This is a genomic window from Pseudomonas oryziphila, from assembly GCF_003940825.1.
In the GTDB taxonomy this organism is placed as follows: domain Bacteria; phylum Pseudomonadota; class Gammaproteobacteria; order Pseudomonadales; family Pseudomonadaceae; genus Aquipseudomonas; species Aquipseudomonas sichuanensis.
On the sequence record NZ_CP034338.1, the window covers coordinates 4,797,359 to 4,811,778 of the forward strand.

The 14,420-nt window shown below is 65.2% G+C and carries 12 protein-coding genes; 1 reads left to right on the plus strand and 11 read right to left on the minus strand.

Annotated elements, in window-relative coordinates:
- The first annotated feature begins 45 nt into the window (after positions 1 to 45).
- Positions 46 to 909, plus strand: a complete 864-nt coding sequence (gene hexR / locus EJA05_RS22455) for a DNA-binding transcriptional regulator HexR (protein WP_178125804.1) — start codon at positions 46 to 48, stop codon at positions 907 to 909.
- Here the strand turns inward: hexR and EJA05_RS22460 are convergent.
- The 11 genes from EJA05_RS22460 to edd form a co-directional block, all read right to left on the minus strand.
- Entirely contained in the window at positions 902 to 1,756 is an 855-nt protein-coding gene (locus EJA05_RS22460) for a D-hexose-6-phosphate mutarotase (RefSeq protein ID WP_125860010.1), read from the minus strand. The two genes, hexR and EJA05_RS22460, sit on opposite strands and share 8 nt — an antisense overlap.
- A gap of 119 nt (positions 1,757 to 1,875) precedes the next feature.
- The gene (locus EJA05_RS22465) at positions 1,876 to 3,168 is read right to left on the minus strand and encodes a carbohydrate porin (protein ID WP_223811943.1); all 1,293 of its coding nucleotides are present in this window, start codon (positions 3,166 to 3,168) and stop codon (positions 1,876 to 1,878) included.
- 186 nt (positions 3,169 to 3,354) lie between these two features.
- On the minus strand, positions 3,355 to 4,503 hold the full coding sequence (locus EJA05_RS22470) for an ABC transporter ATP-binding protein (RefSeq protein ID WP_125860014.1): 1,149 nt from the start codon (positions 4,501 to 4,503) through the stop codon (positions 3,355 to 3,357).
- Between the two features lie 3 nt (positions 4,504 to 4,506).
- The gene (locus EJA05_RS22475; RefSeq protein WP_125860016.1) at positions 4,507 to 5,352 is read right to left on the minus strand and encodes a carbohydrate ABC transporter permease; all 846 of its coding nucleotides are present in this window, start codon (positions 5,350 to 5,352) and stop codon (positions 4,507 to 4,509) included.
- Positions 5,345 to 6,253 carry a carbohydrate ABC transporter permease gene (locus EJA05_RS22480; protein WP_110993259.1) on the minus strand — a complete coding sequence of 303 codons (909 nt, stop codon included), beginning with the start codon at positions 6,251 to 6,253 and terminating at the stop codon, positions 5,345 to 5,347. Before EJA05_RS22480 ends, EJA05_RS22475 begins: the two co-directional genes overlap by 8 nt.
- 144 nt (positions 6,254 to 6,397) lie before the next feature.
- Complete coding sequence (locus EJA05_RS22490) at positions 6,398 to 7,684, minus strand: ABC transporter substrate-binding protein (protein ID WP_125860020.1); 1,287 nt, start codon at positions 7,682 to 7,684, stop codon at positions 6,398 to 6,400.
- A gap of 116 nt (positions 7,685 to 7,800) precedes the next feature.
- Positions 7,801 to 9,018 (minus strand): D-mannose isomerase, encoded by a 1,218-nt coding sequence (locus EJA05_RS22495; RefSeq protein ID WP_125860022.1) that lies wholly within the window; start codon positions 9,016 to 9,018, stop codon positions 7,801 to 7,803.
- 146 nt (positions 9,019 to 9,164) lie between these two features.
- Positions 9,165 to 10,619: an ATP-binding protein gene (locus EJA05_RS22500; RefSeq protein ID WP_125860024.1), complete on the minus strand. Its 1,455-nt coding sequence runs from the start codon at positions 10,617 to 10,619 to the stop codon at positions 9,165 to 9,167.
- Positions 10,603 to 11,325 (minus strand): response regulator, encoded by a 723-nt coding sequence (locus EJA05_RS22505; RefSeq protein WP_125466242.1) that lies wholly within the window; start codon positions 11,323 to 11,325, stop codon positions 10,603 to 10,605. Before EJA05_RS22505 ends, EJA05_RS22500 begins: the two co-directional genes overlap by 17 nt.
- 138 nt (positions 11,326 to 11,463) lie before the next feature.
- On the minus strand, positions 11,464 to 12,420 hold the full coding sequence (locus tag EJA05_RS22510) for a glucokinase (protein WP_125860026.1): 957 nt from the start codon (positions 12,418 to 12,420) through the stop codon (positions 11,464 to 11,466).
- Positions 12,417 to 14,243: a phosphogluconate dehydratase gene (edd, locus tag EJA05_RS22515; RefSeq protein ID WP_125860028.1), complete on the minus strand. Its 1,827-nt coding sequence runs from the start codon at positions 14,241 to 14,243 to the stop codon at positions 12,417 to 12,419. The genes EJA05_RS22510 and edd overlap by 4 nt, the downstream gene beginning before the upstream one ends.
- Between the last annotated feature and the right edge of the window lie 177 nt (positions 14,244 to 14,420).

Genomic DNA, 14,420 nt, shown 5'->3' on the forward strand with positions numbered 1-14,420 from the left:
AGCCGGCTGTCACCTAGAGCCGACCAAGGACACCCCATGGACCGCGTGCGTAACCTCCTGGAACAGATCCAGGGCCGCCTGGACGAGTTGAACAAGGCCGAACGCAAAGTCGCCGAAGTCATCCTGCTCAACCCGCAACAAGCCACCCGCTTCAGCATCGCCGCGCTGGCCCAGGCAGCCTCGGTCAGCGAACCGACCGTCAACCGCTTCTGCCGCTCGTTCGGCGTCAACGGCTACCCCGAGCTCAAACTGCAACTGGCGCAGAGCCTGGCCAGCGGCGCGGCCTACGTCAGCCGTGCGGTGGAAGCCGACGACGATCCTGCGGCCTACACCCAGAAAATCTTTGGCAGCGCCATCGCCTCGCTCGACAGCGCCTGCCAGCAACTCGATCCACAGCAGGTCAGCCGCGCCGTGGACATGATGATCCAGGCCCGGCAGATCCACTTCTTCGGCCTTGGCGCTTCCGCCCCGGTGGCCCTCGATGCGCAACACAAGTTCTTCCGCTTCAACCTTGCCGTGTCGGCCCATGCCGATGTGCTGATGCAGCGCATGCTGGCCTCGGTGGCCCACACCGGCGACCTGTTCGTGATCATCTCCTACACCGGGCGCACCCGCGAACTGGTCGAGGTGGCGCGCGTGGCGCGGGAAAACGGCGCCTCGGTGCTCGGCCTGACCGCCGCCGGCTCGCCCCTGGCCCAGGCCTGCAGCCTGAGCCTGCACATCCCGTTGCCGGAGGACACCGACATCTATATGCCGATGACCTCGCGAATCATCCAGCTCACCGTGCTCGACGTGCTCGCCACCGGCATGACCCTGCGCCGCGGCGTGGACTTCCAGCCGCACCTGCGCAAGATCAAGGAAAGCCTCAACGCCAGCCGCTACCCGATCGAGGACGACGACCTCAGCTGAGGCGGTGCGCCTGCAGCCGCAGGTGCGCACGCTCACCCGGCCTCAGGCTCAGGCCTTCATCGCTGCCGCTGGCCGCCTCGACGCAGACGAAACCCTGGCACTCGCGCCCGCTCACGCCCATCAGCGGTCGGTTGCCCGGGTGCCAGACCACGGTGTCGTCGCTGTCGCCGGTGTCGATGCACAGCTCGCGCTGCCAGGCCGGGTCCTGCAACTGCACCTTGGGCGTGCCGGGGTAGACCTTCTGGCAACCGCCCTTGAGTTTCAACGCGCCGTCTTCGCGGCACGCCTGGCGGTTGAGGCGGTCGTAGCCTTCTATGTCCTCAAGCCCAGACAGCGCTATCTTCGACACGTCACTGATCCGCCAGTAAGCCAGCAGCGCATGGCTCAACTGGCAGGGCTCGCTGTCCTGGTGCTCGGTACTCAGGCTCAATTCCATGCTGGCGCCCAGGCGCGCATGCAGGTCGACCTGCCAGTCGCACAGGTCCAGGCGCCACTTCAAGGTCACGCCCTCCTCATCCTCACGGCTGTCCACCAGCTTCCAGTCCAGCAGCCGTGCCCAGCCGTGGGCCGGCCACAGATCCTCGCTTGGGTGGCGGCCATACCAGGGCCAGCACACCGGCACGCCACCGCGGATGGCGCCAACCTGCGGCCACTGTTCGGCGCACCACAGCCAGGGCTTTTCACCGGTGGGCTGGAAATGCAGCAATTGCCCGCCCTGGCGGCTGAACACCGCCTGGCAGCGAGGGTGGTCGATGATCAGCACATCGCGCTGCTGGTAACGCTCCCACTCGAAGGTCGGCCTCGGCCGTTGCGAGGTGAAGAAGCGATGTAGCGGATGTTCTGCCATGGTTCCAAGCTCTTTTGTTGTTCGAGATAGCGCTGTCTCAGCCCGTACCCGCTAACCACTGCAGACCAGTGGTTAGCGGAGGGCCGAAAATGGATGGCGTAAATTTACAACAATTCGTCTCAGAATGACGACTGAATCTTCAACCCTGCGACCAGCGCGTTGTCCACCTCATCCACCGCACCCGGGCTCTTGATGTACTGCAGGTTCGGCCGCACGGTCAGCCAATTGGTGACGTGGAAGCCGTAGTAGAGCTCGGCGTTGTACTCGGTACGCTGCAGCGGCACGAAGCCTGGATTGTCGTAATCGCTAATGCCGGACTGAGCGTTGAGCAGCTCGGCGCGTTTCTTCACGTCGTCGTTGACATGGATACGGGCCACGCCGAAGCCGATATCGTCCTTGGGCCGGGCGTCGAAGGCGCCTTTGTACACCAGGCCGACCTGCTGATAGTTGTCGACCACGTTGGTGGCCTTGTCGTGCACGGTGAAGTTGGCGAACAGGCTCAGGCCACGGCTGGCATCACTGGCGTGGGCAGTCACCTGCTGCTGCGCCACCACCCACCAGCCATGCTTGCTGGAGTGCGACTTGAAGTCCTGCCCGGTCAATGCCTGCGGGTTGCCGTTGATGTCGTCATATACATCGTCGGCCTTGGCGGTGCTGTAGTAGTAGCCCAGACGGTACTCGCCCGGCAGACCGTTGACCTTGGGCGACCACACCGCTTCCACCGGCAGGATCGCGCCCTTGGTGCCGCTGCCGCTGAGCTTGAAGCCGTTGCCGGTCTCCAGGTTCGAAGGGTTCTGCTCGTAGGCACCGACCTGGACGAAGAATTCCGGGGTGATGTTGTATTTCACCCGCAGGGCCCACTGGCTGACCGGCCAGTTGTACCAGATGCCCCCCACCCAGTTGCCCACCTGCGAGCCGCAGAACGCCAGGTTCTGGAAGTCGCAGGGGAAGCTGTTGAAGTCTTCGCCTTCGCCGAAGCGGCCGACTTTCACGTCCAGCGCACCGTCGAAGTACTTCTGCTTGACCCACATCTGCGTCAGCCGCCAGGTCTGGCCGCGGCCCCAGACTTCCTGCACCGAGCTGAACTGCCCGGCGCGTGGGTCGCTGATGCGGTCGTTGGACAGGTTGCGGCCGCTGCGTTCGGTGATCGCCAGTTTGAACTCGGCATCGTGCCAGCCGAAGATCTTTTCCAGGTCCAGGTGCGCGCCGAGGGCGAACTGGTCGCTGTAGCGCGCAGTCTTGTCGTCGTTGTAGCCACCGTGCAGGTTGCCGGCCACCTCGCCGACGTAGTCGAGGGTGAAGTCATAACCCTTTTCCAGCAGCTCGGTGCGGGTGCCACCCCAGTCGCCGGTCATCCATTTCGATTCCGACGAGAAAGCCTCGGCAGCCTGGGCCCCGCTGCTGCCAACCATGGCCAGCAGTGCCAGCGAGCCCAATGTCCTGATGCGATTGCGCTGTTCCATCCCTTTGCGTCCTCTTTTCTTGTTATTAACAGAACGGTTTAACGGTCGAGCCCTTGCAGGCCGTGGGAGCGGTCTTGCCCCGCGATGGCGATTTCAGCCTATCCATCGCTATCGCGGGGCAAGCCCGCTCCCACATCAACGCCCCTTGAAGCGCGTTACGTTGTCCTTCACGGCGCTAGCGGCCAGATCGAGCCGCTCGCCGCTGGCGGCGTCGAACAGCAGCACCCGCGCCGGGTCGAACTGCAGGTTCAGGCTGTCGCCCACCCGGCACGCCACATCCGGCGCCAGGCGGCAGCAAACCTTGGTCTGGTTGAGGGTGACGAACACCAGCAGGTCCGGCCCAGTGGGCTCGGTCACCTGCACTTCGGCGCGGATACCCGGCAGGCCGTTGCCTTGCGCGTCCCCCAGCGAAATCTGCTCCGGGCGCACACCCAGGATGACCTCGCGCCCGTCCAGCACATCGGCCTCCACCCCCAGCGGCAGTTCGCAGCGCGCCTGGCCACTGTCGAGCAGCGCCAGCACCCGGCCGTCCTGGCGGGTCAGGCGCACCGGGATGAAGTTCATCGGCGGCGAACCAATGAAGCTGGCGACGAACAGGTTGGCCGGATCGTTGTAGATCTGCTGCGGCGTGCCGAACTGCTGGATCAGGCCGTCCTTCATCACCGCCACCTTGTCGCCCAGGGTCATGGCCTCGATCTGATCGTGGGTGACGTACACCGTGGTGGTCTTCAGGCGCTGATGCATCAGCTTGATCTCGGTACGCATCTCTACCCGCAGTTTCGCGTCGAGGTTCGACAGCGGCTCGTCGAACAGGTAGATCTTCGGCCGCCGTGCCAGCGCCCGGCCCATGGCCACGCGCTGCTGCTGGCCGCCGGAGAGCTGGCCTGGCTTGCGGCCGAGCAGGTGCTCGATCTGCAGCAGCTTGGCGACCCGCGCCACCTCCTCGTCGATGGCTGCCTGGGGCAGTTTGCGGATCTTCAGGCCGAACGCGATGTTGTCGCGCACGTTCATGGTCGGGTACAGCGCGTAGGACTGGAACACCATGGCGATGTCGCGATCCTTGGGGCTCATGCCGCTGACGTCTTCATCGTCGATCAGGATCGCCCCGCCACTGATGTTCTCAAGGCCGGCGATGCAGTTCATCAAGGTGGACTTGCCGCAGCCCGAGGGGCCGACCAGGATCAGGAACTCGCCGTCCTTGATCGCCAGCTGGATGTCCTTGAGCGTGTCCGGCAAACCGGCGCCGTAGGTCTTGTTCACGTTGCGAAGTTCGAGCGTTGCCATGACTTACCCCTTTACCGCGCCGGCGGTCAGCCCGCGCACGAAATACTTGCCCGCAATCACGTAGACCAGCAGCGTCGGCAGCCCGGCGATCATCGCCGCGGCCATGTCGACGTTGTATTCCTTGGCCCCGGTGCTGGTGTTGACCAGGTTGTTGAGGGCCACGGTGATCGGTTGCGAATCGCCGCTTGAGAACACCACGCCGAACAGGAAGTCGTTCCAGATCTGGGTGAACTGCCAGATCAGGCAGACCATGATGATCGGTGTCGACATCGGCAGGATGATCCGCCCGAAGATGGTGAAGAACCCGGCGCCATCCAGGCGCGCAGCCTTGACCAGGGCATCGGGGATGCTCACGTAGTAGTTGCGAAAGAACAGCGTGGTGAAGGCCAGCCCGTACACCACGTGCACCAGCACCAGGCCGCTGGTGGTGCTGGCCAGGCCGAGCTTGCCGAGGGTGAACGAGGCCGGCAGCAGCACGGTCTGGAACGGCAGGAAGCAGCCGAACAGAAGCAAGCCGAAGAACAGCTGCGAGCCACGGAAGCGCCACATCGACAGCACGTAGCCGTTGAGCGCGCCGAGGGTGGTGGAGATCAGCACCGCCGGCACGGTGATCAGCACCGAGTTGACGAAGTAGCCGTTGACCGTGGCCCAGGCCTTGGCCCAGCCGATGCCGGTGAACACCGTCGGCCAGCTCAGCAGGTTGCCGGTGCTGATGTCTTCGGGGGTCTTGAAGCTGGTCAACAGCATCACCACCAGCGGCACCAGGTACAGCAGCACGGCAAGCAGCAGCACGGCATGGATGGCGATGCGGCTGAGGCTCAATGCGGGTTTGTCGAGGCGGCTATTCATGGCGTTTACCCCGCAGCTCCGAGTACAGGTAGGGGACGATGATCGCCAGGATGGCGCCGAGCATCAGGATCGCACTGGCCGAGCCCATGCCCATCTGCCCGCGGCTGAAGGTGAAGGCGTACATGAACATCGCCGGCAGGTCGGAGGAATAGCCGGGGCCGCCGGCGGTCATGGCCGCGACTAGGTCGAAGCTCTTGATGGCGATGTGCGCCAGGATCATCAGTGAACTGAAGAACACCGGGCGCAGGCTGGGCAGCACCACCGTCCAGTAGATGCGCGGCAGGCTGGCGCCATCCAGTTGCGCGGCGCGGATGATCGACTGGTCGACCCCGCGCAGGCCGGCGAGGAACATCGCCATGATGAAGCCCGAGGCCTGCCACACCGCGGCGATCACCAGGCAGTAGACCACCCGGTCCGGGTCGATCAGCCAGTCCAGGCGAAAGCCCTCCCAGCCCCAGTCGCGCAGCAGCTTGTCCAGGCCCATCCCGGGGTTGAGCAGCCACTTCCAGGCGGTGCCGGTGACGATCATCGACAGCGCCATGGGGTAGAGGTAGATCGTGCGGATAAAGCCCTCACGGCGAATGCGCTGGTCCAGCAGCACGGCAAGGAACACGCCGATGGCCAGGGTGATGGCGATGAACAGGCCGCCGAACAGCAGCAGGTTCTTGCTCGCCACCCACCAGCGGTCGTTGTCGAACAGCCGTGCGTATTGCGCAAGCCCGGCCCATTTGTAGGTGGGCAGGAAGGTCGAGGTGGTGAACGAGAGGACGAAGGTCCACAGGATGTAGCCGTAGAACCCCACCAGGATGATGAACATGCTCGGCGCCAGTACCAGTTTTGGCAGCCAGCGCTGGAGCGCGTCCAGGGGTGAGGCCCGCAGGCGGGCGGTTGCTGTAGTCATGGTTTCACACCTGAAGAAGGGGCAATACATCACCTGTGGGAGCGGGTTTACCCGCGAAGCAGACACTGCGGTGCCTGGCACCGGCTATGCCGGTGTTCGCGGGTAAACCCGCTCCCACAGGGATCTCGCCAGCCTCGGCGTTGGCTATTGGGCGGCTTTGACTGCGGCGTAGAGTTTCTTCGCCGCATCGGCAGGCTCAGCCTTGGGGTCGTTGATGTAGTTGGTCACCACATCGAAGAACGCCCCTTGCACGGCCAGCGTGGTGGCCATGTTGTGCGCCATGCTCGGCTGCAGGCCGCCACTCTTGGCGTCGGCCAGGAAGTCCTTGGCGGAGGTCTGGGCGCAGGCGTCGAAGCCGTACTTGCCCATGTCGGCGAGCATGTCGTTGCGCACCGGGATCGAGCCCTTGTTGGTGCTGAACACCTTCTGGAAGTCCTCGCCCAGCACCTTGCGGGCAATGTCCTGCTGGCCCGCCGCGGTGCCGGCATCCTTCTGCTTGAACACCACCAGCGAATCGATGTTGTAGAGGAAGGCCTTGTCGGTGCCGGGGAACGCTACGCACTGGTAGTCCTTGCCGGCGGTTTTCCTGGCCAGGGTCCACTCGCTCTTGGCCCAGTCACCCATGATCTGCATACCGGCCTTGCCGTTGATGACCTTGGCGGCTTCCAGGTTCCAGTCCTGGCCCTTGCCGTCGGGGTCCATGTAGGTGGCGACCTTCTTCAGTTCGGTCAGCGCCTTGACCATCTCGGGGCCGGTCAGGGCTTTTTCATCGAGGTCGACCAGGGCCTTCTTGTAACCCTCCACGCCCATCACCGAGAGCACCACGCTCTCGAACACGGTGCTGTCCTGCCATGGCTGGCCACCGTGGGCAAGCGGGATGAAACCGGCGGCCTTGAGCTTGTCGCCTGCTGTGTAGAATTCATCGAGGGTGGTTGGGGCCTTGTCGATCCCGGCCTTCTTGAACACCTCGGGGTTGATCCACAGCCAGTTGATGCGGTGGATGTTCACCGGCACGGCCACGTAGTCACCGTCGTACTTCACGGTGTCGGCGACTTTCTTGTCGAGCAGACTGTCCCACTTCTCTTGCTTGGCAACGTCCTTCAACACATCGGCATCGAGCAATCCGGTGGACGCCCAGTCCTGGATATCCGGCCCCTTGATCTGCGCCACGCCGGGCGGGTTGCCGGCCACTGCGCGGCTCTTGAGCACGGTCATGGCGGTGGCACCGCCGCCGCCGGCAACCGCGCCGTCCTTCCAGATGAAACCGTCTTTTTCGACCTGAGCCTTGAGCACATCCACGGCGGCTTTTTCACCGCCGGAAGTCCACCAATGGACCACCTCCACGCTGCCTTTGGTATCGGCGGCATGGGCACTGAGGGCGTACAGGGAAGCGAACGAGATCGCGGCGGCGAGACGAAGCGTCGAATGCATGGGGAATACCTTTCTTGTTGTTATGCGTGGCAAGACTGTCGCTTGCTTTGCAGTGAGTGTAAGGACCTCGCGCCCGGCGCCAGGTAACGAACGGATGCGCGAATGTCAGCGTTTGGTTACAAAGCCAGCGCAGTGGCCAGGCTCGGCGCCAGCGGCAGGCGCGGCAGCAACAGGGCCTGCAGTGCGTGGTAGAGATCGGGCTTGCCGCCCCAGATGCGCGCGCTGGGCTGGTTGGTCGGGTCCAGTTCGTGGTGCCAGCTGCCGTGTACGCGGTCGATGAAATGCGTGGCAATGAACTCCCAGAAGCAGCGGTACCACTGCTCGTAGTGCCGCTCGCCAGTGCGCCGCAGCAGGGCGGCGGCGGTGGCGGCGGCCTCGGCATGCACCCAGTGCAGACGCTCGCGCACCAGCGGGCGGTCGCGCCAGTCCAGGGTGTAGACCAGGCCCGGAGCGCCGTCGGCATGCCATGCGTTGCGGCAAGTGTTGCCGAACAGGCCTTTGGCGGTGTTCAGCAGCGCCTTCGGCACCGGCAGGTCGGCATGCAACCGGGCTGCTTCCAGGTGCAACAGCAGGCGCGCCCATTCGAAGGCATGCCCAGGGGTGGTGCCATAAGGGCGAAAACCATCGGCGGGGTTGTCGCGGTTGTAGTCCGGCAGCGCTTGCCAGCCTGGGTCGAAATGCTCGGTGACGCGGAACCCGTCGCTGGCGGCCTGGCCGAGGATCAGCCGCTCGACGATGCGCAGGGCGCGATCCAGCCATAAGGCGTCGCCGGTCACATCCGCCAGCGCCAGGAATGCCTCGACACCATGCATGTTGCTGTTGGCGCCGCGGTAGGCTTCGGCCTGTTGCCAGTCGCGGCTGAAGGACTCGCACAGGGCGCCCTGCGCTTCGCACCAGAAGCGGGTTTCGATGACTTCGATCGCTTGTTCCAGTAACGCGGGAGCAGCGGCGACACCCGCCACCACCGCCGAACTGGCGGCCAGGGCGACGAACGCGTGCAGGTACGCGGCCTTGACGCTGCCAGATTGGCCTTCTGGATGGGTGAACCAGCCACCGTACTCGGCATCACGCAGCGGACCTTGCAGGGCAGCGACGCCATGCTCGACCAGGTGCAGGCAGCCCGGCACGCCCTGCAGATGGGCCAGGGCAAAGCTGTGGGTCATGCGGGCGGTATTCAGGGTTTCGGCGAGGGCGCCGCGCGGCAGGCGGCCATCGTCATCAAGGTTGCCGAAGCCCTGGGGCAAGCGCGCGGCCTTGGCGAAATCGAGCAGGCGCAAGGCCTCGGTGGTGAGCCAGGCGTGGTGTACGGGGGAATCGAGCCAGCTACGGGTCATTGGCGTCTTCCTTGTTGTTGTCAGCCGATTCTAGCCAGCCGTCCTGGGTGGCATGTCACGAAGGCCCGCCGGTTTGTCACCATACCGTGACAGTGGCGAAGTCATCGCGGGGCAAGCCCGCTCCCACGAGGTCAACACCGTGGGCATCAATCAGGCGTACGCGGCAAGTACAGCGTCACCCGCAACCCACCCTCACGCAGATTCAACAGGCTCACCTCACCGCCATGGCTATGGGCGATATTGCGCGCAATCCCCAGCCCCAACCCATATCCCTGCTGCTGCCCAGCCAAACGGAAGTGCGGCTCGAACACCTGCTCCAAGCGCTGCTCCGGCACCCCCGGCCCCTGATCGTCGACCTGCAACACAAAGCTCTCGGCGCTATCGATGATGCGCAGTTGCGCCCGTTCGCCGTACTTGATGGCGTTGTCGATCAGGTTGCCGATGCAGCGGCGCAGGGCCAGCGACTTGCCCGGGTACGGCGCCAGCGCCCGGCCTTCGAGGGTGATGCGGCCGTCGCGCAGATAAGGCTCGGCCAGCAGCTCCAGCACCTGGTTGAGATCGATCGGCTCGATGTTCTCGTGAATGTCGGTGTCCTTCACGCATTGCAGCGCCCCCTTGACCAGCAGCTCCAGCTCATCGAGGTCACGGCTGAACTTGGCCTGCAAGGCCTCGTCCTCCAGCAGCTCGACCCGCAGCCGCAGGCGGGTGATCGGTGTGCGCAGATCATGGGAGATGGCACTGAACAGTTGCGAGCGCTCGGTCAGGTAGCGGCTGATGCGCTCGCGCATGTTGTTGAAGGCCCGCCCCACTTCCACCACTTCACTGCCGCCGCCTTCGGCCACCGGTGCCACCTCGGCGCCCAGCGACAGCTCCCGGGCCGCCCGCGCCAGGCGCTTGAGCGGCCGGCTCTGCCAGTGCACCAGCAAGCCGATGAACAGCAGCAACAGGGCGGTGGTCAGGGCGATGAAACCGATCTGCTGGCGCGGCAGGCGTTCGGCTTCAAGGCTGGTGTAGGGCTCGGGCAACAGCGAGGCGATATACAGCCACTCGCCCTCGCCCAGGCGGATCTGGGTGACCAGCACCGGCGGGTTGAGCGGTTCGAGGGTCAGCGAGTAATGCGCCCACGAGCGCGGCAGCTCATCGAGCTTCAGGCCACTGTTGAAGATGCGCAGGTCGTCGGGGCTGACGAACTCCACCGAGATGTCCATCTGCTGCCCGAGGCGTTCGTGCAGCACCTGCTGGAACACTTCGATCACCGCCTGCTTGCGCGGGGTGACGGGCAGCACCGGCATGTCCAGCGGCTTGACGTTGAGCGACACGAAGAAGCGCGTGCCGCCCATGCTGCGCAACTGGTCGAGCACCATTGGCCGGTAGGCCACCGGCAACGAACGGAAGTAGCTGACGCTGGCGCTCATCGAGTGGGCCAGGCTGCTGGCGCTGGCCCGCAGGCCCTGCAGCTGGCTGGCGCGCAGCTGGGCGACCCAGATCACGCTGGAAAGCCCCTGGGCCAGCACCACCACCAGCAGGGTAAGCAGCAACATGCGCCCCAACAGGGAGCGCGGCAGCAGGCGCCAGCGCCGCTCGCTAGGCCGGGCTGACATGGGCCGCCAGCAAGTAGCCGCTGCCACGCACGGTGCGGATCAGCCGGGGGGGTTTTTCGGTGTCACGCAGGCGCTGGCGCAAGCGGCTGACGCCCATGTCGACGATGCGATCCAGGGGCATCGGCTCGCGCCCACGGGTGGCATTGCCGATGGTGTCGCGGTCGAGGATCTGTTGGGGGTGGTCGAGGAACAGCTTGAGCAAGGCGAAGTCGGCGCCGGAGAGGATCACCTCCTCGCCATCGCGGTGGAACAGCCGGTGGCTCACCGTGTCCAGGCGCCAGTCGTCAAACGCCAGCACAGCGCTGGCCGGTGCGGCCTGACCGAAGTCGGCGCGGCGCAGCAGGGCCTTGATCCGCGCCTGCAGCTCACGCGGGCTGAAGGGTTTGCCTAGGTAGTCGTCGGCGCCCAGCTCCAGGCCGATGACCCGGTCGGCCTCGTCGGAGCTGGCGGTGAGCATGATGATCGGCACCCGCGACAGCCGGGGGTGCTGGCGTACCCAGCGGCACAGGCTGAAGCCGTCTTCGTCGGGCAGCATCACGTCGAGGATCACCAGGTCGCAGGGGCTGGCGTCCAGTGCCCGGCGGAAGGACTGACCGTCGGGCTCGGCCTGCACCTGGAAACCGGCGCGACTCAGGTAGGTTTGCAGCAGTTCGCGAATATCCTGGTCGTCGTCGACCATCAGGATAGATTTGCCGGCAGTGGTCATCATGGTCCGTCCTCTTGTATGCGCAGATCTTCTGCCTGCTGTACGGATCCTGTGGGAGCGGGTTCACCCGCGAAAGCGTCGGTAAGGCAGCCGCCGCATTCGCGGGTAAACCCGCTCCCACAGCAATCGCCTTGTGCTTCAGCTACCCAGATCTTGCTGCAAGGCCACCCCCGCCCCCAGCAACCCGGAAAACTCCGCTGTCACCAGCCACACCGGCACCCCGGCGAAATACCCGCTCATGCAGCCCTTGTCGGCGAAACTCGCGGCAAAGCCACTGCGCAGGAACAGCTCGGCAAAACGCGGAATCACCCCGCCGACGATATACACCCCGCCGCGCGCGCCCAAGGTGAGCACATTGTTGCCCGCCACCCGACCGAGGAAGCGGCAGAACTGCTCGACCACCGCCAGCGCCCGTGGCTCACCGGCCAGTGCCGCATCGGTGATCTGCGCCGGGGTCTTGTGCCTGGGCGTGTCGCCATCGAGCGCGCAGAGCGCCTGGTACAAACGCACCAGCCCGCCACCGCTGAGCACCGTCTCGGCACTGACATGGCCGATCTGGCGCTGAATCTCCTGGTGGATCGCCGCTTCGCGGGCATTGCCCACCGGCAGGTCGACATGCCCACCCTCACCCGGCAGCGCCAGCCACTGCTCGCCGTGATGCACGAGGCTACCAACGCCAAGGCCGGTGCCAGGGCCAATCACCAGCACTGGGCGGGAGGGATCGGCCTGGCCCGGGCAGACTTCTCGATATTCGCCTTCGCGCAAACGGGTCATGCCCAGGGCCATGGCGGAGAAGTCGTTGATCAATTGCAGCCGCTCGACCTGCAGGGTCTGGCAGAACGCCCGGCGGCTCAGGCGCCAGTGATTGTTGGTAAAGCGAAACTCATCGCCATCCACCGGCCCGGCAACGGACAGGCACACCGCCGCCAGCCCGCCACGGGCGATGCCCTGTTCGCCCAGGTACGCCTCGATCGCCTGTTCGGGACTGGTGTAGTCAGCGGTCGCGAGCACCTGGACCGCGTGCAGCTGGTTGTCGCGCCACAGGGCAAAACGTGCGTTGGTACCACCAATGTCGCCAACCAGCAGTTCTTTCACTTGAGAGTCTCCAGGCCAGAGGTGAAGGCACTGGCGCCCTTCTCTGCCGAGCTGAACGCCACACGCATGAAGCCGAACAGCTCGCGACCACAGCCCAGGTCGTTGCCCTTGGGCGGCTCGGGCAGCTCGCGGCTGGCCAGTTCCTCGGCCGACAGCAGGATCCGCAACGTGCCTTCGACACCATCGACCCGCACGATATCACCGTCACGCACCCGCGCCAGCGGGCCGCCGTCGAAGGCCTCCGGGCACACATGGATGGCCGCCGGGATCTTGCCCGAAGCGCCGGACATGCGCCCGTCGGTGACCAGCGCCACCTTGAAGCCACGGTCCTGCAGCACGCCGAGGAACGGCGTCAGCTTGTGCAGCTCGGGCATGCCGTTGCAGCGCGGGCCCTGGAAGCGCACCACGGCCACGAAGTCGCACTCCAGCTCACCGGCCTTGAACGCATCGGCCAGCGACTGCTGGTCGTGGAACACCCGCGCCGGGGCTTCTACCACCTGGTGTTCAGGGGCCACAGCGGAGACCTTCATCACGCCACGCCCCAGGTTGCCTTCCATTACCCGCAGGCCGCCCTCGGCGGAGAACGGCCGCGCCACCGGGCGCAGGATGCTCTCGTCGAGGCTCTGTTGCGGGCCTTCGCGCCAGACCAACTGGCCATTGTCGAGGAACGGCTCCTGGGTATAGCGACGCAGCCCCGGGCCGGCCACGGTGTTGACATCCTCGTGCAGCAGCCCGGCATCGAGCAGCTCGCGGATGAGGAAGGCCATGCCGCCGGCGGCCTGGAAGTGGTTGATGTCGGCTTTGCCGTTCGGGTACACGTGGGACAGGGTCGGCACCACCTCGGACAGGTCGGCCATGTCCTGCCAGGTCAGCTGGATGCCGGCGGCCTGGGCGATGGCCGGGATGTGCAGGGTGTGGTTGGTCGAACCACCGGTGGCGTGCAAGGCGACGATCGAGTTGACCAGCGCCTTCTCGTCGACGATCTCGCCGATCGGCATGAAGCTGCCGCTGGCCTTGGTCATGCGCGTGACCTGGCGCGCCGCCTCGGCGGTGAGAGCATCGCGCAGCGGTGTGTAGGGGTTGACGAACGAAGCGCCGGGCAGGTGCATGCCCATCACTTCCATCACCAGCTGGTTGGTGTTGGCGGTGCCGTAGAAGGTACAGGTGCCTGGGCCGTGGTAGCTGTTCATTTCCGATTCGAGCAGCTCTTCACGGGTGGCCTTGCCCTCGGCGTAGCGCTGGCGCACGTCGGCCTTCTGCTTGTTGGAGATGCCCGAGACCATCGGCCCGCCGGGGACGAAAACGGTCGGCAGGTGGCCAAAGCGCAGCGCACCCATCATCAGCCCGGGGACGATCTTGTCGCAGATGCCCAGCATCAGGGCCGCATCGAACATGTTGTGGGACAGGGCGATGGCGGTGGACATGGCGATCACTTCGCGGCTGGCGATGGCCAGCTCCATGCCCGGCTCGCCCTGGGTCACGCCGTCGCACATGGCCGGCACGCCACCGGCGAACTGGCCGACCGAGCCAACCTCGCGCAGGGCCTGCTTGATCTGCTCGGGGAAGTGCAGGTACGGCTGGTGCGCCGAGAGCATGTCGTTATATGACGAGACAATGGCCACGTTGGCGGCGTTCATCAGGCGCAAGGTCTGCTTGTCGTCGGCACCGCAGCCGGCCACGCCATGGGCGAAGTTGGCGCATTGCAGGCTGGCGCGCATCGGTCCGTCACTGGCCGCGCCGCGGATAAGCTCAAGGTAGCGTTCACGGGTGGGACGGCTGCGTTCGATCAGCCGTGCGGTGACCTCAAGGATGCGCGGATGCATGTACTGGACTCCAGGCTAACGGTAAGGGCGGCTTCAATGGGCATTTTCCCTCCAAACGATTGCGGCCTAGGCTTGCAGTAAAGGTACCCGGCACATTCGCGGAGCAGCCTGCCCGGCCACTCGTTGTAGATTTAACAAAATACTGCCACTAAAAAGGCTTGTTTTCTATCACGCAGT